At 45.5% G+C, this 23,332-nt stretch carries 21 protein-coding genes; 12 read left to right on the forward strand and 9 right to left on the reverse strand.

The features are described from left to right. Positions 1-158: 158 nt before the first annotated feature. The 3 genes from recB to OO778_RS03895 all read left to right on the forward strand — a co-directional run bounded on the left by recB (position 159) and on the right by OO778_RS03895 (position 6,511). Positions 159-3,833 carry an exodeoxyribonuclease V subunit beta gene (recB, locus tag OO778_RS03885; RefSeq protein ID WP_258614107.1) on the forward strand — a complete coding sequence of 1,225 codons (3,675 nt, stop codon included), beginning with the start codon at positions 159-161 and terminating at the stop codon, positions 3,831-3,833. Continuing rightward, positions 3,833-5,980 carry an exodeoxyribonuclease V subunit alpha gene (recD, locus tag OO778_RS03890; RefSeq protein WP_264910706.1) on the forward strand — a complete coding sequence of 716 codons (2,148 nt, stop codon included), beginning with the start codon at positions 3,833-3,835 and terminating at the stop codon, positions 5,978-5,980. Before recB ends, recD begins: the two co-directional genes overlap by 1 nt. A 156-nt stretch (positions 5,981-6,136) precedes the next feature. Continuing rightward, positions 6,137-6,511, forward strand: a complete 375-nt coding sequence (locus OO778_RS03895; protein ID WP_074191721.1) for a hypothetical protein — start codon at positions 6,137-6,139, stop codon at positions 6,509-6,511. 447 nt (positions 6,512-6,958) lie between these two features. On the opposite strand, the gene OO778_RS03900 is transcribed toward OO778_RS03895, so the two are convergent. Both OO778_RS03900 and argA read right to left on the reverse strand, forming a co-directional pair. After that, a complete protein-coding gene (locus tag OO778_RS03900; RefSeq protein ID WP_074191720.1) occupies positions 6,959-7,147 on the reverse strand; it encodes a hypothetical protein in 189 nt (62 codons plus the stop codon). Positions 7,148-7,547: 400 nt separating this feature from the next. Then, complete coding sequence (argA, locus tag OO778_RS03905; protein WP_012841478.1) at positions 7,548-8,885, reverse strand: amino-acid N-acetyltransferase; 1,338 nt, start codon at positions 8,883-8,885, stop codon at positions 7,548-7,550. 162 nt (positions 8,886-9,047) lie between these two features. Here argA and OO778_RS03910 point away from each other — a divergent pair, with 162 nt between their 5' ends. The 5 genes from OO778_RS03910 (at position 9,048) to OO778_RS03930 (ending at position 13,482) form a co-directional block, all read left to right on the forward strand. Continuing rightward, a complete protein-coding gene (locus OO778_RS03910) occupies positions 9,048-9,503 on the forward strand; it encodes a DUF2850 domain-containing protein (RefSeq protein WP_065645491.1) in 456 nt (151 codons plus the stop codon). 273 nt (positions 9,504-9,776) lie between these two features. After that, positions 9,777-10,880 (forward strand): murein transglycosylase A, encoded by a 1,104-nt coding sequence (gene mltA / locus OO778_RS03915; protein ID WP_012841480.1) that lies wholly within the window; start codon positions 9,777-9,779, stop codon positions 10,878-10,880. Positions 10,881-10,979: 99 nt separating this feature from the next. After that, positions 10,980-11,789, forward strand: coding sequence for a tRNA cyclic N6-threonylcarbamoyladenosine(37) synthase TcdA (tcdA, locus tag OO778_RS03920; protein ID WP_005484934.1), 810 nt, complete (start codon positions 10,980-10,982; stop codon positions 11,787-11,789). Between the two features lie 34 nt (positions 11,790-11,823). Then, entirely contained in the window at positions 11,824-12,252 is a 429-nt protein-coding gene (gene csdE, locus OO778_RS03925; RefSeq protein WP_074191718.1) for a cysteine desulfurase sulfur acceptor subunit CsdE, read from the forward strand. A 309-nt stretch (positions 12,253-12,561) separates the two neighbouring features. Then, a complete protein-coding gene (locus OO778_RS03930) occupies positions 12,562-13,482 on the forward strand; it encodes a GGDEF domain-containing protein (RefSeq protein WP_074191717.1) in 921 nt (306 codons plus the stop codon). Between the two features lie 33 nt (positions 13,483-13,515). Here OO778_RS03930 and csdA read toward each other — a convergent pair whose 3' ends face one another. The 4 genes from csdA to OO778_RS03950 form a co-directional block, all read right to left on the reverse strand. Next, positions 13,516-14,727, reverse strand: a complete 1,212-nt coding sequence (gene csdA, locus OO778_RS03935) for a cysteine desulfurase CsdA (protein WP_074191716.1) — start codon at positions 14,725-14,727, stop codon at positions 13,516-13,518. Continuing rightward, positions 14,727-15,326: a DJ-1 family glyoxalase III gene (locus OO778_RS03940; protein ID WP_006742560.1), complete on the reverse strand. Its 600-nt coding sequence runs from the start codon at positions 15,324-15,326 to the stop codon at positions 14,727-14,729. Before OO778_RS03940 ends, csdA begins: the two co-directional genes overlap by 1 nt. Then, positions 15,323-16,213 carry a 2-dehydropantoate 2-reductase gene (panE, locus tag OO778_RS03945; protein WP_074191715.1) on the reverse strand — a complete coding sequence of 297 codons (891 nt, stop codon included), beginning with the start codon at positions 16,211-16,213 and terminating at the stop codon, positions 15,323-15,325. The genes OO778_RS03940 and panE overlap by 4 nt, the downstream gene beginning before the upstream one ends. A 108-nt stretch (positions 16,214-16,321) precedes the next feature. Then, complete coding sequence (locus tag OO778_RS03950) at positions 16,322-17,140, reverse strand: outer membrane protein OmpK (RefSeq protein ID WP_006742558.1); 819 nt, start codon at positions 17,138-17,140, stop codon at positions 16,322-16,324. Positions 17,141-17,463: 323 nt separating this feature from the next. Here OO778_RS03950 and OO778_RS03955 point away from each other — a divergent pair, with 323 nt between their 5' ends. Genes OO778_RS03955 through OO778_RS03970 form a run of 4 tightly spaced genes read left to right on the forward strand, consistent with a single transcriptional unit; the run spans position 17,464 to position 20,700 of the window. Next, a complete protein-coding gene (locus OO778_RS03955; protein WP_005380253.1) occupies positions 17,464-18,060 on the forward strand; it encodes an LON peptidase substrate-binding domain-containing protein in 597 nt (198 codons plus the stop codon). Continuing rightward, positions 18,057-19,415 carry a DUF4397 domain-containing protein gene (locus OO778_RS03960; protein WP_074191714.1) on the forward strand — a complete coding sequence of 453 codons (1,359 nt, stop codon included), beginning with the start codon at positions 18,057-18,059 and terminating at the stop codon, positions 19,413-19,415. Before OO778_RS03955 ends, OO778_RS03960 begins: the two co-directional genes overlap by 4 nt. A gap of 44 nt (positions 19,416-19,459) precedes the next feature. Further along, positions 19,460-20,044, forward strand: a complete 585-nt coding sequence (locus OO778_RS03965) for an RNA polymerase sigma factor (protein WP_005380255.1) — start codon at positions 19,460-19,462, stop codon at positions 20,042-20,044. Next, positions 20,041-20,700 (forward strand): ChrR family anti-sigma-E factor, encoded by a 660-nt coding sequence (locus tag OO778_RS03970; RefSeq protein WP_048625904.1) that lies wholly within the window; start codon positions 20,041-20,043, stop codon positions 20,698-20,700. The genes OO778_RS03965 and OO778_RS03970 overlap by 4 nt, the downstream gene beginning before the upstream one ends. A 64-nt stretch (positions 20,701-20,764) precedes the next feature. On the opposite strand, the gene OO778_RS03975 is transcribed toward OO778_RS03970, so the two are convergent. The 3 genes from OO778_RS03975 to OO778_RS03985 form a co-directional block, all read right to left on the reverse strand. Continuing rightward, a complete protein-coding gene (locus OO778_RS03975; RefSeq protein ID WP_006742554.1) occupies positions 20,765-22,117 on the reverse strand; it encodes an MFS transporter in 1,353 nt (450 codons plus the stop codon). Between the two features lie 71 nt (positions 22,118-22,188). After that, the gene (locus OO778_RS03980; RefSeq protein ID WP_074191713.1) at positions 22,189-22,734 is read right to left on the reverse strand and encodes a peptidylprolyl isomerase; all 546 of its coding nucleotides are present in this window, start codon (positions 22,732-22,734) and stop codon (positions 22,189-22,191) included. Continuing rightward, positions 22,734-23,303 carry a YajG family lipoprotein gene (locus tag OO778_RS03985; RefSeq protein ID WP_012841484.1) on the reverse strand — a complete coding sequence of 190 codons (570 nt, stop codon included), beginning with the start codon at positions 23,301-23,303 and terminating at the stop codon, positions 22,734-22,736. Before OO778_RS03985 ends, OO778_RS03980 begins: the two co-directional genes overlap by 1 nt. Between the last annotated feature and the right edge of the window lie 29 nt (positions 23,304-23,332).

Raw genomic sequence — 23,332 nt, forward strand, 5'->3', positions numbered from 1 at the left:
CTAACGGTACGTCTTATGGATAACCGTGAGAAAGATCTCACAAAGCTCTAAATTATCCAACTTGTTAAACATATTAATAGAATTTTTAACTATAGATCACATTTATTAGGTGATACGTCCTAGTAAATAATCCGGAGAGATTCAGCGTTATGGATCAAATGTCAGGTGCAGAGTGTCCTCTACATACGTTAGACCGCACAGAGCAACCTCAACCAACGCCACTAGAACCGATGACGTTTCCTCTGCACGGTGCGAGGTTAATCGAGGCATCAGCAGGTACAGGTAAAACCTTCACTATTGCAGGTTTATATCTGCGTCTTTTGCTTGGTCATGGCAGCGCGGAAACTCGACATCGCGTACCGCTTACGGTCGACCAAATTCTGGTTGTAACCTTTACCGAAGCGGCAACTGCGGAATTACGCGATCGTATCAGGGCAAGAATCCATGATGCGCGAATCGCGTTTGCGCGTGGACAGAGTTCCGATCCGGTGATCCAACCTTTGCTTAATGAGTTTGACGATCACAAGCAAGCCGCAGAAATTTTATTGCAGGCAGAGCGTCAGATGGACGAGGCGGCGGTCTACACGATTCACGGTTTTTGCCAACGTATGCTAACGCAAAATGCGTTTGAATCTGGCAGCCGATTTAATAACGAGTTTGTGACCGATGAAAGTCACTTAAAAGCGCAAGTTGTAGCCGATTACTGGCGCCGCAATTTCTACCCGTTGCCATTTACCTTGGCTGGGGAAATTCGCCAGCTATGGAGCTCTCCATCTGCGTTGTTGTCTGACATCAGCAATTACTTAACCGGTGCGCCGTTAAGCCTTTCTGTTCCTGCAATGAAAGGCAGTTTGGCTGATCTTCATACTGAAAATCTGAAAAAAATTGATGAATTAAAAGCACAGTGGCGAGAAAGCCAAGATGACTTCTTCACGCTGATTTCAGATTCAGATATTAACAAACGCAGCTACACCAAAAAGTCTCTGCCGACGTGGTTGGAGGCGGTGAATGCTTGGGCGGCAACGGAAACCACAGGTTACGATTATCCAGACAAGCTGGAGAAATTCGCGCAAAACGTCTTGTTGGAAAAAACACCGAAAGGCAGTGCGCCGCAGCATGCGGTATTTGAAGCCATTGAAACATTTCTTGCCAATCCAATCAGCTTAAAAGCGCCACTGCTTGCTCATGCGATTGAGCATTGTCGTGTGATGCTGGCCAACGCGAAAAATCAAAAACAGTGGCTCTCTTTCGATGATTTGCTGACGCAACTTTCTGCTTCTATCGATACGGATGAAAGCGAGCTTTTAGCGGCGCGTATTCGTACTTTGTATCCTGTCGCAATGATTGACGAGTTCCAAGATACCGACCCGCTTCAATACAGTATTTTCAGCCGTATTTATCTGAATAATCCAGAATGTGGTTTGTTTATGATCGGTGACCCCAAGCAGGCGATTTATGGCTTTCGTGGCGCAGACATTTTCACTTATATCAAAGCGCGTAACCAAGTAAGTGCCCACTACACGCTTGGAACTAACTGGCGTTCAAGTGCCGATATGGTGCAGGCGGTGAACCAAGTATTTGCTTTGCCAGACAGTCCATTTATCTACGATTCGGATATTCCGTTCTTACCCGTTAAGTACAGTCCCAATGCCGAAAAACGCATTTGGACTATGGGTGGCCAAAAGCAACCCGCGCTGACTTATTGGTTGCAAGAAGCGGACGATAAACCGCTACCAAAAGGCGAGTATTTGACTCGAATGGCGGAGGCGACCGCAAGCCAAATCCAAACCATTTTGACGCAGGCTCAACAGGGGCAAGCGTGTCTGGTGAATGGTGAAAAACAGAAAGCGGTTCAAGCGGGCGATATTGCGGTGTTGGTTCGAACAGGTAGTGAAGGTCGAATGATCAAACAAGCGTTGGCTGATCAAGGCATTGCCAGCGTGTACCTGTCTAACCGAGACAGTGTGTTTACCAGTTCGGTGGCGCAGGATTTACAGCGTTTGCTGCAAGCGGTGCTGACTCCAGAAAATGACCGTGCGCTGCGTGCAAGTCTTGCCTCTGAGCTATTTGCCCTCGATGCAGCAAGTTTGGATGCGCTTAATAACGATGAAGTGGTGTGGGAAAATGCCGTAAACGAATTCAAAGAATATCGCAAACTTTGGGTTCAACGTGGTGTGCTGCCGATGTTGCGCGCGGTGATCAGCAAACGCCATATTGCCGAGCGATTACTAGAAGAAGGCGCGAGTTCAAAGGGGGAGAATGGTGAGCGAGTACTTACCGATTTAATGCACATTGGTGAACTGCTTCAACAAGCCGGCAATGAACTGGATAGCGACCACGGTCTGCTGCGTTGGCTCGCTCAGTCTATCAGTGATGCGGAAAACGGTTTGGGTGGCAGTGATGACCAAATCCAACGTTTAGAATCGGAACGTAACTTAGTGCAGATCGTAACTATTCACAAATCAAAAGGCTTGGAGTATGACCTCGTATTTCTGCCGTTTGTGTTCAGCTATCGAGAAGCCAGCGAAGCCAAATATTACGATGCAGCCAATGACCGCACGGTACTGGATATCACTGGCAACGATGCGTCCATGAAGCAAGCGGATAAAGAGCGTTTGGCGGAAGACTTACGCTTGATATACGTGGCACTAACGCGTGCTGTGTATGCGTGTTTTATTGGAGCCTCGCCTTTGCGCAATGGTCGTTCGACCAAAGAGCCAACTGGCGTACACCGCAGTGCGATTGGCTATTTGATTCAGAATGGTCAAGAAGGTGGCATTAACGATTTGCGCCAAGGTTTAACACAGCAACAAGACGAGCTTGATTGTGTCGTTGTGGCCGATCCGCCGCAGCAACTCGAAGACAAGTACGTAGCGCCACAAGAAGAAATACACGATCTTAGCGCGAAAGAGCTGCAAAACCCTATCGACAGAAACTGGCGCATCACCAGTTATTCTGGCTTGGTCAAGCAAGGCTCTCATCACGCCGAGCATGATGCCACGATTGAGATTACGGGTTTTGATATCGACTCATCTGAAGAGCAAGACGAAGCGGATTTGGTGGAGCCAGAGCGTTCTATTTTTACCTTCCCTCGCGGTGCGCGTCCGGGTACGTTCCTGCACAGCCTGTTTGAGGAAATTGAATTTACTCAGCCAGCCACGACGGAAGAGAATACACAAATCATCCTTGGTTTGATGGAAAGCGAACAGCTCGATGAAGAGTGGTTGCCCATTTTACAACAATTGATTGATACCGTACTCGCAACGCCGTTGGATGGTAAGTCTTTGCTGCTGAATCAAAAAGCACCGTCGCAACGTTTGGTGGAGATGGAATTTTTGTTGCCGATTGAAGTGTTGTCTGCGCCGGCGTTAAACCGAGTCATTCAACGTCACGATCCGTTGTCGGCGAAAGCGGGGGATTTAGGTTTCCAAACCGTGCAAGGCATGCTCAAAGGTTTTATCGACTTGGTGTTTGAACATCAAGGTAAATACTATGTGCTTGACTGGAAATCGAATCATCTTGGCGACGATGTGACGCACTACCATGGTGAGGCTCTGAAATCGGCCATGGCGGATCACCGCTACGATCTGCAGTACCAGATTTATGCGTTAGCACTGCATCGTTTCCTACACAGCCGATTGGCGAATTATCAATATGAGCAGCACTTCGGTGGCGTGTATTACTTGTTCTTGCGCGGCATGGATGGGCAGAGTGACCACGGCATTTTTGCCGCGAAACCAACTTTCGAGTTCTTACAAGAGATGGATCGTTTGATTGATGGTCAAGCACTTGAAACGCGCTCAACTCAAGCCGGGCAGATGGAGCTACTTTAATGACGACAAATCACAATCTTCATTCTGACCAAGATAGCCTATTGGTAGTGCTAGAACGCTTGGCGCACAAAGGTGCTATTCGTCAGCTCGACTATCAATTTGCCTGTTTTATTGATTCTCAAACGCATGATGAACAGTCGGATAGCCAAGCACTGGCGTTTATCGCTGGTGTTGTCAGTAGTGAGCTTGGCAAAGGACATATCTGTCTGTCTCTGTTCGATGCACAAGGGCAATCTACGGATTTAGCCAGTAAGCTAGGGCTGTTTGGTGAGTCGGCATTGGCGCTCAACACACAGTTGCAAGGCATAGACTGGATTGAAGTATTACAAAATTCCAGCGTGGTTGGCGCGCAAGGAGAAGCCTTGCCGCTGATGTTCGATGGTGAGCGTCTGTATCTGCATCGCTATTGGCATTATGAAGTGACACTGGCGGAAAAGCTCTATCAGTTGGGCGCCACAGTTAACTTGCAACCACAAGAGTTTGCGCGATTATCGGACTTGCTCAACCATCTGTTTGCACGCCAATACCATTTTTTGTTTAACGCGTTAGGCAAAGCAGTAGAAGCGGGAAGCAGCAACCAAGTGTTGCGTCAGCAATTGGTGTGTGACCACCTTGATGTGGTCGCAAGCGAATCGTTGGATTGGCACGCCATTGATTCCGTGCTTAGCAATGCGCGCAAGGTTCAAGATTTGCAAATACTGGATGAACTCGTACCACTCTCGGCTTGCGTGAACTGGCAGAAAGTCGCGGCGGCAGTTGCGTTAACCCGTCGATTTGCTGTGATTTCTGGTGGCCCAGGCACGGGTAAAACGACGACAGTAACCAAATTGCTTGCCGCTTTGATTGAACAGGCGACGCACGAGAAAAATCTAACCATCAAGCTGGTGGCCCCGACGGGGAAAGCGGCGGCGCGATTAACCGAGTCCATTGGTAAAGCTGTGCAAGAGCTGCCAGTTTCTCTGGAGCTAAAAGCCAAAATTCCGACTGAATCAAGCACCTTACATCGGTTGCTGGGCGCGATTCCTAATAGCGCAGAATTCCGTCACAACAAGCAAAATCCACTTCATTTGGATATTTTAGTTATCGACGAAGCGTCGATGGTCGATTTGCCAATGATGTACAAAGTGGTCGATGCCTTACCGAAACATGCGCGGCTGATTTTGCTAGGTGATAAAGACCAACTTGCTTCAGTTGAAGCTGGGGCTGTGTTGGGTGATATCTGTTCGTTCCATGCATTGGGCTATGGCAAAGAGCAGGCATCAGCCATCGCAAAACTGACGGGTTTCGATACTTTAGCGCATACGGGTAACAGTGCATCTAGCATTGCCGATAGTTTATGTATGCTGCAAAAGAGCTACCGATTTGATGCTCGCTCAGGCATTGGTCAGTTGGCAAAAGCGGTTAACTCAGGTTCTGCTGCGAGCGTAGATAATGTCTGGGCGAAAGATTTTTCTGACATCGAACATTTCGCGCTAAGTAGCCAACATTACAACCAAATGATGCAGACGTTGGTGCAGGAATACGGTCGTTACCTCAAACGCATTGGACAACAGGAAACCGATCCTAAAACCGGAGAGTCAGAGTCGCTAACGCACAAAGCCAAAGCGGTGTTAGATACCTTCAACCAATGCCGACTGCTGTGCGCGATCCGTGAAGGTGACTTTGGTGTTGCTGGGCTAAACCAGCGCATCGAGAAAGCGCTCGCGGCTCGCAAGTTAATTCAGGTTCAGGATGAAATTTGGTATCACGGCAGACCTGTCATGGTTACGCGTAATGATCATGGTCTAGGTTTGTATAACGGTGATATCGGTATTTGCATGCTCGATGACAGTGAAGAAGAACCGCGTTTGAAAGTCTTTTTCGAGTTACCTGACCGCAGTGTGAAATCGGTCTTGCCAAGCCGAGTGCCTGAACATGAAACGGCTTACGCCATGACCATCCATAAATCGCAAGGCAGTGAATTTGATTACACCCTGATGATTTTGCCACCAGACTTTAGCCCGATATTAACTCGTGAGTTGATTTACACAGGCATTACCCGCGCGAAAAAGCGTTTAGCTCTTTACGCCGAACTCAACGTTCTGAAGCGAGGCATTAAGGTGAAAACGGCTCGCGCGAGTGGATTAGTACAGCGGCTTACGAATTAATTTTTACTTGTGATTGTGACATTTTCGAAGATGATTCTTTGTGGCGGGTCTTATATCCGCCATTTCGTTTTCATGAAAAATGGATTGCTATTGAGTAATATTCTTCCTTAAAGGTATATTTCTCCTTTCTCATTCGCATATCAAAGGCAACTGAATATGAGTTTGCTCGACTCGTCTTTTCTAACCTTCTTTATCGCCGGAGGAGGCGCGTTTTTATGGTTCGTTATTATCGGAGCAATTTTTATATTTTTTATACCACCAAAGGTGAAGCGGTTTGCTTTTAATCCGAAACATTATTCAGAAGTAGAGTTAGCTTTAGTCTCAGGTTTTCACTTTGGTGCTTTAATTCATGGTGTAGGCTTAGTTGTGGCGGTCGCTTTACCAACTTTGGCGAAGAGAAGGGGCTTTGCTGATATTCATCAAGTTTGCTCCGGTCTATTCATCGGACTTTGCCGTATTTATATAAGCGTTTTATTGCTGCTAGCTATGATCACTTTAGCCTCAATGGTGGTTTGGATGTCTATTACTTAAGAGCTGGAATAGAAGGTCGGTGAAGTTTGCAGTTATTAGAAGTTTCTTTTATTACATTTTTTTGTTGCAGGTGCTTTGTTAGTTTTTTGGTACCTGATAGTAGGTATTTTGCTTATTGTTATCACGCCGCAAAAAGTAAAGCACTATGCGTATACTAGTGAACACTATACAGAAGTTGAGCTTGCTTTAGTTTCTGGATGTCACTTTGGGGCCTTAATACATGGATTAGCCCTTGTTGCCGCAGTTGCATTTCCTAAGTTGGCCAAAAAAAGAAAGCTAACAGATATTCGTAGAGTTTGCCCAAAGTGGTTCATAAGTATTGGGGTAGTGTACTGGACTATTTTAATCTTTATCGTAGTCACTATTTTTGCATCTTTGTTGGCTATGATTTTGTTTTGAATTGATTACGTACGTAAAAGAAGACCGAGCTTATGGCTCGGTCTTCTTTTATGCATGTTTTGCAAACGCATTGGTAAAAGACACGCTGCGTATTTTGTATTGCTGTTGATAAGCAAGAATAAAATCTCGGACAGCGTCATTTACGGGGAAAACACAGTGGACGTCTAGGCCTTCTAAAAACTGATTGTCAGCCATATCCCAGAAGCTTTGAAGCGAATTACAAATGATTGTTCTCATAACAGTGCTCGTCTCGGCTTATTTAAAGTCAGATTAACAACTGTCCTTGGTACGCAATACGGAGCTAACTAGTTTTTCAATTGCCCAGTATTTTAGGGTGAAGGCTACATTACATCACCTAGATCCATTCGTATTGGTTAAAAACCAATCACTAGCGAGCAGAGTATAGCCAACCAAATGTATATTTAAAAGATAAAATTGGAACGAAAATTAAGCAATGGTTTGCGCATTTCTAAGTTGGTGTTTATATGATGACTCGCTAGCTCGAAGCAGGATTTATGTGAGGTCTTACTCCAAAACAAACTTGATGTGCAGGATTGAGCGTCAATGAGCTGAATCCCGCACCTTGAGGTGTTGGTATACCGGAACCTTAAATTTCTCTTCCTGATTTAAGGTTAAGCTACAAATCTAGCGCTAAGATTTTTGACTTACGTTGGAAGTTATATAGCCCTTGTTTGGCTCCGGGCAAATAGTCGACACTGACTTCGTAAAAACCTTGCTCTCTGAACCAATGCAAACTGTGTGTCGTGAGGACAAAGATTTGATCAATGGTTTCGGATTTAGAACGATGCTTCATGTAGTTGAGCAGTAACAAACCTCGGTTTCCATCACGATAGTCAGGGTGAATCGCTACGCAAGCCATCTCAGCTTTGCGCTCTTCTGGATACGGATAAAGAGCAGCGCAGCCAATAATCAAGCCGTCTTTCTCGATGATGGTAAATTTTCCAATCTCTTGCTCAAGCTGCTCTCGAGAGCGCCTAACGAGTACACCTTGTTCTTCTAAAGGACGAATGAGGTCTAAGATACCGCCAATATCGTCAATATTGGCTTGCCTCACTTGTTCAGCGCTCGCCATAACGACTTGGGTTCCGATACCGTCGAAAGAGAACAACTCCTGAATTAAGGCGCCATCTACTTTATAACTGATCAAGTGGCTACGAGGTACTCCGGCACGGCAAGCGGCAATAGAGCCTTTAAGAAAGCGCAGTGTCCCAGTGTTGTAATCTAGGTCAGGAGACGTATTTTCAGAGAGCGTTTTGATGACATGCTCCGCCTCAATTGGCAGCAACTCGGCGACAGCATTACCGTTGTCATCAATGACACCTTGTTCTGAACAGAAACCAATCAGTTTGTCTGCGCCTAATTTGATCGCCAGTTGTGTCGCAACTTCTTCAGAAAGTAAGTTAAAACACTCGCCAGTCACAGAGCTCGCAATGGGGCCAAGTAGCACAATAGAGCCTTGATCAAGAGTGCGGTTGATAGCATCGGTGTCAATGCGGCGAATACGTCCACTATGGCAATAATCCACCCCGTCATCAACGCCGAGTGGCTGAGCAATGATGTAGTTTCCGCTAACGACATTGAGCTGGGTGCCTGCCATCGGAGTGTTGTTGAGGCTCATTGATAGGCGCGCAGTAATCGCAAGTTGAAGTTGTCCGGCAGCTTGCATAACAACAGATAAAGCCGATTCATCCGTAATGCGGATATTTTTGTGGTAAGGCGTAGTGAGGTCTTGTTTTTCTAGCAGCTGATTAATTTGAGGACGTGCACCATACACCACCACGACTTTAATTCCGAGGCTGTGCATGAGTGCGATATCATTAATAATATTGCCAAAATTTTTGTGTGCGACGGCTTCTCCGCCCAGCATGATCACCATGGTTTTTCCGCGGTGAGCATTGACATAAGGTGTTGATTGACGGAATCCTTTTACGAGAGCAGTACTACGAATTTTCACTACAGCCATTCCTTTGTTTAATTATGTCAAAATAATGCCTTTTTATTCACTTGGTGGCAAGGTGAAATTTTGGAATAAAGCACAAACATATTGAGGTAGGTTCTTGGTCCCGTTGAAGGGGAGAGTTACAATGAGCGCGTCTTTTCTCAATACGTGAACCTCATGTCTTCTGTTGTTAATAAGAATGCTGCGATCACTGCTTCAAATCTGTCAAAAACGTCATCTAAATCAATGCTTCGTAAGTGGCTAGAGCGTTCTCTCATGCTTATAGCGATAGTTGGAACCGTTGTCGTGTGCATGCTGTATAGTGATTTGATTACTCGAACCATTAATCCGCCCATTCCCAAATCGACTATTTATGGTCGCTGGGTTGAGCAAGATGTTGCGCCTTATGCTCGTGAAGAATTTGTGTTGAGTGAGCGCGGTGTTACCGTAAATGGTTCTACAGTGGCGACCAGTTTTGAATTCGATGGGGATTCGTTTTCGTATCGAGTGGGTTCAAATGAGCGGCACTTCAATTTTGTGGGTAAACAGCATGCAGAAATGAAGCTGGATGCCAATGCACATTATCTACCTGTATTCCGTTTAGAGGGGCGTGCAAGGATTGCGGTAAGATAGTCGTTTTTATTATTGTCTCTTAAGCTGAGAGTCCTTGCGTCTGTGAGTCACATGGATGATCACAACTTCATCTCTCAATCAGTAAATCTTACTTTCAAACATAATCCGGACAATTTCGTAATTCTTCCGCTGCTATCATGTTGCATTAACTGAATGAATTCACAACGAGTAAACGGATTGGCTTAGCGTTGAAACATTTTGTCTTTGCTTTTCAATTGCACCGTATGCATTTGTTTGCCATCCTTTTGCTATTCTCTTTTACGGAAAAGACACGTGTTAAAAAAACTCCTTCCTATTATCTCTTTGAGCCTACTCTTTGGCTGTGCTCAACAAAATGATCGTGCTCAGCAATATCTTGATGGTGAGTTTCCTCAGATCCTCAATCAAGTGGATGTGGTTGAGTCTAACAAACCACGCGATTTTACTGAATTTAACAAGCAAGCTGAGCAAGTGGTGATAAAGTCACCATCCATGGCGAAGATGTACCAACCGCTATATCAACGATTAAGTGAGTGGGCGCAACAGAGCGGAGATACCAGTGCGTTGAGTGCGTTTGGCATTCAAGCCGCGCAATTGGGTGGTGGTGATAAAAAAGGTAATGTGCTGTTTACCGGATACTTTTCTCCCGTGATGGAACTGCGTCATACACCAAACGACATTTTTAAGTACCCAGTTTATGGCAAGCCAAACTGCTCATCAGATTGTCCGACTCGCGCGGAGATCTACAATGGAGCACTAGATGGACAAGGTTTGGTGCTAGGTTACGCGCCTAATCGTATCGACCCATTTATGATGGAAGTGCAGGGCAGTGGCTATGTGCATTTTGAAGATGATGATACGTTGGAGTACTTTGCGTACGCGGGTAAAAACAACAAAGCTTACGTCAGCATTGGCCGAATTTTGATTGAACGTGGTGAAGTGCCGCGTGAAAAAATGTCTCTCAAAGCGATTAAAGAGTGGGTGATGGACAACGACGATGCGACAGTGCGCGAGTTGTTGGAGCAAAACCCTTCTTACGTTTTCTTTGCGCCAAAAGCAGAAGCGCCAGTAACAGGCTCGGCTGGTATTCCGTTGTTGCCAATGGCCGCCGTCGCGGGTGACCGTTCTATCTTACCAATGGGTACGCCAATCTTGGCGGAAGTGCCGCTGTTGAATGCCGATGGTACGTGGAGCGGTGCGCATCAACTGCGAATGCTGATCGTTTTAGACACTGGTGGTGCGGTAAAACAAAACCATTTGGATCTGTATCATGGCATTGGTGCGAGAGCAGGAACGGAAGCAGGGCACTACAAGCATTTTGGTCGAGTGTGGAAACTTGGGTTAGAAAACTCACCAACTCAAGCGCCTTGGGCTTTACCGCCAGAAAAGCTACAATAGTCGTCCAAGAGAGAGGAACACTCTCTTATCTAGACATTTCATCAAAGAGTGCGTATAAATCGCACTCTTTGTTTTTCTATCGATCATCTGGACTTCAATATGCGTGAACTCGATACCCCAGCATCTGACAGCTACAATCAACGCTTTGGCGGCACTCGTCGTCTTTATGGCAACAGCGAAGTGGACATTCTTCGCGCTGCACACGTTTGTGTGATTGGTATTGGTGGCGTAGGTTCATGGGCGGTGGAAGCGCTGGCTCGTACTGGGATCGGTGAGTTGACTCTGATTGATATGGACGATGTTTGTGTCACGAACATTAACCGCCAAATTCATGCGATGACGGGCACCGTTGGCCAAAGCAAAATTGAAGTGATGGCCGAGCGTGTCAAATTGATCAACCCAGAGTGTAAAGTCAATCTGATTGATGATTTCATCACGCCAGACAATCAACATGAGTACTTAAGCAAAGAGTTTGATTACGTGCTGGATGCCATTGACAGCGTAAAAGCGAAAGCGTCTTTGTTGGCGTATTGCCGCAGCAACAAGATCAAAGTGATCACCACGGGTGGTGCTGGTGGTCAGGTTGACCCAACGCAGATCATGGTCGCTGATTTAACGAAAACGATCCAAGATCCTCTAGCGAAGAAAATCAAAGACACCCTGCGTCGTCATCATAACTTCCCTAAGAATCCGGCTCGTAAGTTTGGTATTGATTGCGTGTTTTCAACCGAGCAGCTGAAGTACCCTCAAGCAGACGGTTCAGTGTGTGGTGTGAAGTCGACAGCGGAAGGTCCAAAACGTATGGATTGTGCTAGCGGATTTGGTGCGGCAACTGTCGTAACCGCGACGTTTGGCTTTGTTGCGGTATCGCGAATCGTTGAGAAGCTGATTCAAAAACACAAGAAGTAGTTCAGCCAAAAAGCATCAAACAGAAGGGCACATTATGATCGATTTTCCTGCATCTCCATTTGGAACAGAAATCACCAGCGAAGATATTGTCGCAACGATGCAGCAATTTAAAGGCTGGGAAGATCGTTACCGTCAGGTTATTCAGTGGGGTAAAAAGCTGCCACAAATGCCAGAAGAGCTGAAATCAGAACAAGTTACCGTTTCGGGTTGTGAAAGCTTGGTGTGGTTAGTGAGCCAAGAGCAAGATGGCGTTTGGCATTTTTGTGCGGACTCCGATGCGCGTATCGTCCGTGGATTGATTGCCTTGGTGATGGCGGCTTATGACGGAAAAAAGGCCGATCAAATTCAAGCATTTGACATCGATGCTTATTTTGATCAACTGGGGCTTATTGCACATTTAAGCCCGTCACGTGGTAATGGCTTGAAAGCTATTGTAGAGCAGATTAAGCAAACCGCCGTGTAATGAGTCATTTTCCCAATTCTTAAAAAACGCCGAATAGCCTAGCTGTTTGGCGTTTTTTGTATCTGAGTTGAGACATCTTTTGCATATGGGTAAAAAATATGCAAATGGTCGACTATTTTAGCGCTAATTAACCATTCTATTGATCCTGGTTCATTATATTGCCCACTTGGTTTTTATAAACTCAATTGTATTTAAAATTTGTCTATATTAGATAATAGACATATGCCCCATTCGCTCCTATTCCCCAATGTGGAAACACACTTGGAAGCGATTGGGTTACTTAGATACAAATGCTAGGAACCTCCCTATATGCAATTCACCTTGGAACATGCGCAAGACGTGTTATCCGGAATGCCAGACCCCACTTTTATTCTTAGTGAAGATGGTATCTATATTGATGTTTTTGGAGGAACAGACAAAAAAGCCTATCACGATGGAAGTAATTTGATAGGTGAGACGCTGCACAGCGTACTTGAGAAATATAAAGCTGACTGGTTTATCGAACAGATAAATCGGTCACTGAAACAAGACAGTATTGTGACGATCGAGTACAAGATGTGCGCCGACAGCATTCAGGGAATAGATGCTAACAGTGGGCCAAGAGGCGACCTATACTACGAAGGCAAGATCTGCCCACTCGCTATAAAATACCGAGGTCGTCGCGTTGTCCTTATTCTTACACGTAACATCTCCAATCGCCACCGAGTTGAAACTCTTCTTCGCCATCAAAGCCAAATTGATGCTCTTACCAACATCTACAATCGACGTGTCTTTTTCGAAAAGCTCACAGAAGAAGTTATTAGATCCCAAGCTCCGGATTATCACTCCGCGTTGTTATTATTTGATTTGGATTTTTTTAAAGTCATCAATGATAAACGTGGTCATGATGCGGGGGATTATGTCTTAGAGACGTTAGCTGATTTGGTTTCTCACTTACTCGTCAAAGACGAAATTTTTGCAAGAGTCGGAGGGGAGGAGTTTGCGATTATTTTGCCAGAAACCTCTCTATCGGCGGCGAAAGAGGTAGGAGAGGAAGTTCGTTCCCACATTCAAAATTGTCAGTTCGAATTTGAAAAGATTGAAATTCCGGTCACGGTGAGTGTAGGCGTGGTGGAAATAGGCAGAAATGAAACCACCAAACGTTTGTATGCGCATGCAGATAAAGCGCTTTATGCTGCGAAAAGAAATGGCAGAAATTGCGTGGCGACTCTGGATAGGCAGATGGAGTAACCTTGTTGGTTACTCCAAATCAAACCGTTGGCGTTATAGCATGTCGACGGCTTTTTCTACGGCGGCGATGAGTCTATCCACATCTTCAGCCGTGTTATAAATACCAAAAGAAACGCGTACCGTGCCTTTAACGTTTAGCGCATCCATCAATGGGTGAGCGCAGTGGTGTCCTGCTCGTACCGCAATGCCTTGTTGATCGAGCAGCGTCGCCATGTCTTGGTGATGAACGCCGTCCATGACGAACGTCAGTACAGAGGCATTCGGTTGATAGCCTAGAATATGGATGTCATCCAACGCGCTTAGTGCTTGGTAGGCCTTATCCTGAAGCGCATGGAGATGATCCTCTACTTCGTGATGGTCAAAACCTTGGTACCACTCAATGGCTTTCGCTAGAGCAATCGCGCCCGCAACGTTTGGTGTGCCCGCTTCAAATTTACCAGGAAGTGCTGAAAAGGTCGTTTTCTCGAACGAAACGCGTTCAACCATTTTACCGCCGCCGTGCCATGGTGGCATAGCTTCTAACAACTCTAGTTTGCCGTATAGGACGCCAATACCTGCTGGCGCATACAGCTTGTGACCTGAGAAAACGTAAAAATCGATATCTGATGCCGATAAATCTAGCTGCTCATGTACGATGCCTTGTGCGCCATCAACTACAATTGCTGCACCAACGCTGTGCGCTAGCTCGGTGATCTTTTCGATAGGTTGGCGTGTGCCTGTTACGTTGGTTATTTGTGCGCACGCGACGATTTTGCATCGCTCAGAAATCAGCTGCTCAAACGCCTGCAAGTCAAACTGGCATTCAGCTGTCATTGGCACTTTCACTATTTTCGCGCCAGTTTGTTCGGCCACAATTTGCCACGGTACGATGTTGGCGTGGTGTTCCATCTCGCTAATCAAGATCTCATCGCCCGGTTGTAAGGTGCTGCGAGCGTAAGTTTGTGCAATTAAGTTAAGTGCTTCGGTCGCGCCTCGCGTCCAAATGATCTCTTTAGAGCTGTTTGCACCAATAAAGTTTGCCACTCGTTCTCGTGCCGCTTCAAATTGGCTGGTGGCATTAGCCGTTAAACTATGACTGCCACGGTGAACATTGGCATTTTGCGCACTGTAGTAATGACTGATGACATCAATCACACATTGCGGTTTTTGCGTTGTCGCTGCGCTATCTAGATACACTAAGGGCGTATCGTTGACAGATTGATTTAGAGCGGGAAATTGCTCACGTACAGCATTTACGTCAAACATTATTCTTCACCAAGCTTATGGTAATGCAGAGTAGGCAGAGGGATCATTGGTTCAGCAACTGACCATGCGTGTTTTTTACCTGAGAGTTGAATGATTACTTCCATTGCGAACTCTAAAGCAGTGCCCGGACCTTGACTGGTGATCAGGTTGTGGTTGATATCAAAGGTCACGCGTTTGCTGCGCCACTTCTCTTCCGGGATATGTGACTGAAAGCTCGGGTGACAGGTCATCAGTGATTGTGGGAAAAGATCATGGTGTTGCAATACTAACGCCGGTGCTGCGCAGATAGCAGCGACCAATTTTCCCTCATAGATGTGCTGCTTAAGGATTTCTATCATCACCGTGCTATCACGAAAAATTTCTGCACCACCAACACCACCAGAAAGCGCTATGGCGTCAAACTCATCATCAGCGATATCGACCAGCTTACAATCGGCTGTTAGTGTGACTCCGCGAGAAGCTTTCATCGTCAATGAGCCATCAAAAGCAGCACTCGCTACCGTAACGTCATAACCCGCGCGAACCATCATGTCGATAACGGTGACGGCTTCCATTTCTTCGGTGCCCGGAGCGATTGGCACTAAGATTTTCTTACTCATTGTTCTGTCCAGCTTTGTTCTATTTGTTTGATGCGTTGGTAAAGTTTTAAATTCTCAGGCGTATTGATGCGATGTTTCTCGGCAGCCTTTAACAAGTATCCGGTTATAAAATCAATTTCCGTTCGACGCTGATGGAATACGTCTTGTCTCATTGAAGAATAGTTCTCAGCTGTGGCGTTCACCACTTGCATTACCGTATCGAAAAGAGAGCGAAACTCGATAGCAATACCTTCTTTACTAATTACTTCAACCAGTTCTTGAGTGATGCTTTCGAGTTGTATCTTAAACTCGGGCTGCGCAAGCTCACCATTCTTACACTGGTGAATCGCAGTCAGTGGGTTAATCGCGCAGTTAATTGCTAACTTAGTCCATAACGCAGATTGGATGTGTGGATTCCAAATGGCCTCTGGAAGGGCATGATGCATAACATCTTGCAGAAAAGCGCACTGCATTCCTTTGTCATTATAACCACCCACTTGCGTTGTTCCGTGACCGGTATGCAGTACGTGTTGGTTATCTGGTTTGTATGCGCCGTGCGTCGTTGTGGCGAGCACGATCGGATTGTTTGGCAGAGCCTTCTCCACGCCAGAGGCGGTACCCATACCATTGTGCATCAGCATGATAATCGTGTCTGCGTTGATATGAGGCAGTAAAGGTTGAATGGCGTCTTCCAATTGCCAAGCTTTTACCGTGATCAAAATGAGGTCCGTTTGATTTACGGAGGAAATATCTTGATTACTGAATACGATTGCGGGTGTGTCATCCAACTGAAGTGATTGTTGGCTCTCTGAACTTCTTCCCCACAATGAAACATTGTGCCCGGCAAGCTGAAATTTTGTTGCCCAGAGTGAGCCCACCGCACCTGGACCGAGGATAAGGATATTCACCAAACGCTCTCATTAAAAAGGTTTGCTGCAAGGATAATGAGGGAAAAAAGGAAAGCAAATAAAAATGGCGCCGAAAGGCGCCATTTTTGATGAAACTTAGTGGTTCAATTAGAACTTGTAAGTTACAGCTACATAGTGACCTACACCAGAAGACTCTGGCTTATGACCCCATGGTAGAGCTTCGCCATCTTTAAAGCCGTATACGTCTTTGTATAGCTTCAGACCGTAGCCAACAGCAAAGCGGTCAGAGTGCCAGTAGATGCCGTTGAACATAGCACCGCCGTTAGATGCTGTAGTGTTGAACTTATTGCCTTTGTCGTCATCCATACCGAATTGGTAATCAATGTAACCTTGGTAAGAAATGAATGAGCCGTTCTCGAAGAAGTAGAATGGTTTGAACCAGTTAGTTGAAACTTGGAAGCCGTTCCAATCCTTTTTGTTGCCATCGTATGTACCGTAAAGGTTTAGGCCAACTTTGCCGAACCAAGGTACCATTACGTCAGAACCTAGACCGATTTTTTGAGAGTTAACATCAGAGTTACCACCCCACTCGATTAGAGTTGCAACGTATAGCTCTTGAACTGGACCGAAAGATAAGTCTTTACCAGTTACCGCATCTAGAGACATACGTGGAGCAAATTTCATGAAGATTTTCTCGCCACCAGCTTTGTCGCTGCCTGGATCAGAAGCTAGGTTGAATACGTCAACGTAGCCGTATAGATCGAAAATACCAGAGCGACCGCCAAATTCCATCTCTAGGTAATCATGAGAAGATTCAGCATAACCTTTCTCGTTGAATGCACCCATTAGGTTAAATTGCATCCACTTGTAATCGTTTTTGTGGATATCGCCGTCAGAGTAATCTGCCGCCATAACTGGAGCTGAAGTAGCCGCTAGAAGGCTAAGAGCTAAAAGTGATTTACGCATAAGGGGACTCTCTATGTTTGTAATGATTCAGAACACGCAATCTGTGCTGCGCTTTCCAATTGGCGGGAATAATAGCGATAAAAATCCCAAATGAAAGTGATAAAGGGTGCAAAATTGAACGTTTTTGGTGAGTTGAGTCACGAAATTATCTTTATTTACGGAACTTTTTGTTTGTTGCATTTAATTGCAATAAATATGTGATTTGGATCGTTTGCGTAAGCGATTTTATGACTTTTTAAGCCAGTCGATTAACCAACATAAATCGTTAGTGATCGGAGTGATAAGGGATTCGTATGTATCGGTGAATCAAAGAGGACGTTTGAATGAAAGAAGTCATGTTATTCCCACTCACTTCAGTTGTACTCCCTGAAGGTAAAATGAACCTGCGCATTTTTGAGCCACGATATAAGCGAATGGTAAAGGAATGCAGCCTACAAAATGTGGGTTTTGGAGTTTGCCTAGTAGGTAGTGAAGGTGACCCTAAAGACGTGGGAAATGTTTCATCTATCGGAACTTTGGTCAGGATCGTTGATTTTGAAACACTCAGTGATGGTCTTCTTGGTATTACAGTCGCTGGTGAGAAACGCTTTGTTGTCAAACGAGTTCGTGCAGATGCGGACGGCTTACGCCATGCAGAGGTCGAATGGTTAGACAATTGGCAACATCCAGACAACTCACCAGATTTCTTCTATTTAAGCCAGCAGTTATCCCATGTTTATGAAGAGTTTCCTCAACTTGGAAATCTCTACCAGCATCGTTTTTACGATGACTCAGCTTGGGTGACCCAGCGCTGGCTTGAATTACTTCCTTTAGACTGCAATCTGTTCGAACAGCTCGTTGGCGCAGAGAACTGCATTCCTGCGTTGCAATTTCTGACAGAAGCCATAGAAGCCCCGACTAACAAAGAGGCAAGGATATGAAAGGATTTAGCAGAGCTGCGCTAACTATGGTGGCGGCATTAGGACTGGTGGCGTGTGGCTCCGACAGCGACACCATTGAGTATTCCAATTTGCAAGCAGTACATGCGTCTTCTGATGCGCCGCTTGCAAATGTGTGGATAAACGATAAATCATCATTGACAGGTGTTGATTATGGTATGGGTTCTGGTTACATGAAGTTACGTGAGGGTATGAACTCAATTCAAGTTGATGTTCAACTTCCAGGCGATGAAACCGCGACTGTAATACCTAAAACAGAATTAGATCTCGATTCAGACCTCAATTACAACGTGTTCGTTGTTGGTGATGCCGATGGTTCACCAAACCCAGTAGAACCTTTAGTTGTGACTCGCAGCGCCGATTCAATGGCTGATGCCAATAGTTTAGATGTTCAAGTTGTTCATGCAGCGTCTGGCGTTCCTGCCGTTGATCTCTACGTCACCGAGCCAGGGGCTGATCTTGCTAGCGCGACACCGCTTATGAATCTTGCATATAAAGCATCTACAGACGTATTGAACATTCCCGCTGGTGAGTACCAAGTTCGACTTGCTGTTGGGGATAGCGTTGCTTTTGATTCGGGCACAATATCTCTTGCTGCTAATTCAAACTTGACGATTGCCGCTATCGGTACCGGAGATTCAAATAGCACGTCACCGGTTAAGCTGTTGGTATTGGATGGTTCAGGATCTTCTATAATCGAGGATATGGGCAGCCAAGCTGAAGTCAGAGTCGGACATCTTGTCGATGGAGCGCCGATCGTCGATGTCAACGTTAACGGGGCGGCCTTCGGTCCTCTTGCCGACTTAGCGTTCAAAGAGATTCGTGGTTATTTGGATCTCGATGCTGGCGCTTACGATATTGACGTTTACGTGGATGGCACAACAACCAATCCTATTATCGATGTTGACGGATTAATGGTTGCGGGCGGAATGGATTACAGTGTTTACGCAGTCGGTGTTGTTAGCCCAACGATTGATATCGAACCTCTAGTTGTTGAAGACATGAGACGTGCAGTGGCAACTAGCGCGACGCTGAATGTGACACATGCGGCGGCGAATCCCGTAGCGGAAATGGTGGATATTTATCTCACTACAAGCGCTGGAATAGATGGAAGTGATCCAACTATTGCTAATTTTGCGTACAAAGATAGCGTTCAGGGATTATATGTCGCTGAAGGTACCTATTATGTAACCGTGACAGTGGCAGGCGATCCAAGTACGGTTGCTGTTGATTCAGCACCAGTCAATGTGATGAATGGTGTTGTGTATCAGGTGGTTGCCATTGATGATGGGAACAACGGTGGCTTCAACTTGTTGGTTGATGACGTTACCGATTAGGACGAATGGGAGGAGATGACTCCTCCCTAAAATTAAGGCCGATTATGATGAGTGATAGCCCAAAAAAACTGGGGCGCAGTGATTGGAACGATTACATGGACAAAGTGAAGGCTCGAGATAAAGACGCATTCGCTTTTGTATTCCGTTTTTACGCACCCAAGCTGAAGCAATTCGCTTACAAACATGTTGGTAATGAGCAAGTTGCTATGGAGATGGTGCAAGAGACCATGGCGACAGTTTGGCAGAAAGCGCACCTCTATGATGGGGAAAAGAGCGCGTTATCGACTTGGATATACACCATAATCCGAAACCTATGCTTTGATCTGTTGAGAAAGCAGAAAGGTAAGGAGTTACACATTCATTCTGATGACATTTGGCCGTCAGAATATTATCCACCAGATCTTGTTGATCATTATTCACCAGAGCAAGACATGTTGAAAGAACAGGTGGTTAAATTTTTAGATATTTTACCGAAAAATCAGAGAGACGTTTTACAAGCGGTGTATCTTGAAGAGCTACCTCATCAGCAGGTCGCTGAATTATTTGATATACCCCTCGGTACCGTAAAATCCAGGCTGAGGCTTGCAGTAGAAAAGCTAAGGCATTCAATGCATACGGAGCAACTATGAACAAACACCCAGATAACAGCTTGTTAGAAGCATACGCTTCGGGAAGCATTGATGCAGTTTCTGGTCTTGTGGTCGCAACCCATTTAGAAACATGCACCAAGTGCCGAGCTTATGTGAACCAAGTCGAAGCCAGCCAAGCGAATATCGTGAGCGACATCCCCTCTGAATATGTCCCTGAATTCGACGATATGTTCAATGATATTATCAATGCGGAGCCAGCGACAGATAACATCGTTATCCGAGATCCTGCCGCAGTGAATGTTGCAGGAAAGAGCTTTGAGCTTCCCAAAACCTTAGCGCGTTTCTCTGACCTTGTAGGGTCATGGAGAAGTTACGGAGGCAAGGTTTTCAGTGCTCAGATTGATCTAGGGGAAGATGCTCGTGTTAGCTTAATGTACATCGGAGAAGATGTGCAAATCCCTCAACATACGCACAAAGGCTTAGAATCTACATTGATCCTACATGGTGGGTTTAGTGATGAGGATGGCCAATATGAAGAGGGCGATTTGATGATTAGAGACGCGTCAGTGAAGCACAGCCCTTACACTAAGGCCGGAGAAGATTGCTTGTGTTTAACCGTATTGACCGAGCCGATGATCTTTACTCAAGGTGTGGCACGTATATTTAATATGTTTGGCAAAGGGCTATACCCATAGACCTCTTATCTCATATCTCGGCAAAACAAAAACCACCGAATTCGGTGGTTTTTTGATGCGCTTCTTAGTGCTTGTGACGTGCTTTTTCCAATAAAGCATCAAAGTAATGTCGTAGCGAGTACAACATAATCAAGCTTGGCACGACCATAACAGCGGTAAGCACAAAGAACGTGCTCCAGTCATTGAGGTAGTCCACCAGTTCTCCACTGAAAGAAGCAAGAGTCGTTCGTCCGAAGTTCCCCAAAGAGGCGAGCAAAGCATACTGCGTTGCTGAGAATGCTTGTCCGGTTAGAATCGTTAAAAATGAAACAAAAGCGACGGTTGAGAAAGCAGTCGTAAAGTTATCGACAATTATGGTTGCTAAGTATAGGTGCTCATTTGGGCCTACCGATGCAATCCAAGCAAACATCAAGTTGCTGGCAGACATAGCAATACCACCGATCATTAATCCACGTACAATACCAAACCTGACGTTGAACATGCTTCCGACAAAGGTAAAGAAGATAGTGGCTCCCCATCCGATCAGTTTGGAGTAATAACCAATTTGTTCGTTACTAAAACCAATATCTTTATAGAACGCGATCGACATCCTGCCTAAAAACGCTTCGCCAATTTTGAATAGGAAAACGAACAGCAAAAGAGTAATCGCGACACGGACGCCATTGCGATTAAAGAAGTCAAGGAAAGGTTCTACAACAGTCACAGTAAACCAAGCCACGACTTTTGAACCAACCACTTCTTTGTGGCGTTGTTCAGCGGCAGACTGAAGTTGTTCGCGTTGAGTCTTAGGCTCTCCGACTAAAATCGTAAAGACCATTAGAATACCGACTATCACCGCCATCCCGTAATACACGCCATTCCAACCGACACTATCAGCATTAACAAACGCTAAATAACCTGGTAATGAATAACCTGTCCACCAGCCAATAACTGCCATTGCAGAAGCTTGTGGCAGCTTAGATTCTTCTGATTTTGGGAAAGTATCAATACGAAAAGCATCAATCGCAATGTCTTGTGTGGCTGATGCGGTTGCAATACACAAGGCGAGTAGAGACGCAAACACCAAGTTCTCTGCTGGATTCACGCCCGCAATAAATACCGTCGCGACGAGTACAATACTTTGACAGAAGAAAATCCAGCTACGCCTTTGTCCAAGTAGTCGATAGAGCACTGGTAGCTTCACCCGGTCTACGAGTGGCGCCCAGAGAAAGTTAATTGCATAAACCGCAAAGACACTACCAAAGTAGCCTATTGCGGATAGGGTCAAACCAGCGTCTTTTAGCCAGCCAGACATATTTGAACCGATAAGTACCCACGGAAAGCCGCTAGAGCAGCCCAACATGAAAACCCACATGAGTCGTTTATCGAGGTAACTTTTTACCGTTTCCAACCAAGTGATGGAAGGTAATGAAGACATAAATCAATCCAATAAAATGAAGCCGTTGAAAGAGAAAGCCCTTCGATTATTCAAAGGGCTTATCGTTTTGGCTATTTAAGTAGTGTTGCTTTAGTGATGACGATTTGAGTCTCGGGAACATCACGCATACCGCGAGTCGTCGTAGTTGGCTGTTTTGCCATTTTTTGGATAATGTCGAATCCTTCCGTGACCTCGCCAAATACCGCATAACCCGGTGGACGAGCGCCGTAGTTTAGAAAATCATTGTCGACTAAATTGATAAAAAACTGACGAGTAGCAGAGTCAGGCGCGTTGGTGCGTGCCATTGCAATCGTCGCACGGTCGTTATTTAAACCGTTATTACCCTCGTTTTTGATTGGAGCGTAAGTCTTCACCATTTGCATATCTTGGTTAAAGCCACCACCTTGCGCCATAAAGCCTGGAATAACGCGGTGAAAAATAGTGCCTTCATAGCTACCGTCTTCTACATATTTCAGGAAGTTCGCTACCGTAATCGGCGCTTTATCTTCATTCAGTTCGACAGTAAATGAACCTAACGTTGTTTCAAACGCCACTTTTGGTCCAGCCCAAACGCTGCAGCTGAGTAGCGCGAGAGAAAGAATTGCCTGGCGTAACATTAGAAACGCTCCTGCATGTATTGACGAAGCTCAGGATCATTGGCAATTTCTTTAAGTGTTAATGTCACTACATCATTCAGTGTTTGCTCAATGTCGGCATCAGACGCACTCAATGTGCCAGAACGCTTCGCAGTGCCTGTGTAAGTTTTGACCAGTTTACCTTCTGGTGTTTCTGCGGTGATTTCAAGCACGACTTTCGCATCCATCTCATTTTCCATCACCGAATGTTTTACGTTAACTAATGCTTCTTGAACGTTTAATTCAATTGCATTGTTGCTGTTTAGATCGGCATGGAAGCCTTGAGATGAAAACTGCTTCTCTAATGCTTCTTCTAACGCAATACGTAAATTCTGTTTAGCATGAAGAGGAAGAATGTTCGAACGGCCGTTATCCACCAACGCCACGTACTGCGCTGCACGTACATCTTTGCTGGTCAAACTGTAAGTCTTGCCTTGAACAATTGGATTGGTGCTCAGTGTGCTTTCTGGCATCAAATTCAGCTGAGGCTGTTGAGGCGCTGAACACGCAGCAAGCAACGCAACCGAAGCCGCAAGTACCAATTTTCTCATTTTATTATTCCTTTTAACTATTTTGCTAA

Source organism: Vibrio sp. STUT-A16, from assembly GCF_026000495.1.
GTDB classification, from domain to species: Bacteria; Pseudomonadota; Gammaproteobacteria; order Enterobacterales; family Vibrionaceae; genus Vibrio; species Vibrio diabolicus.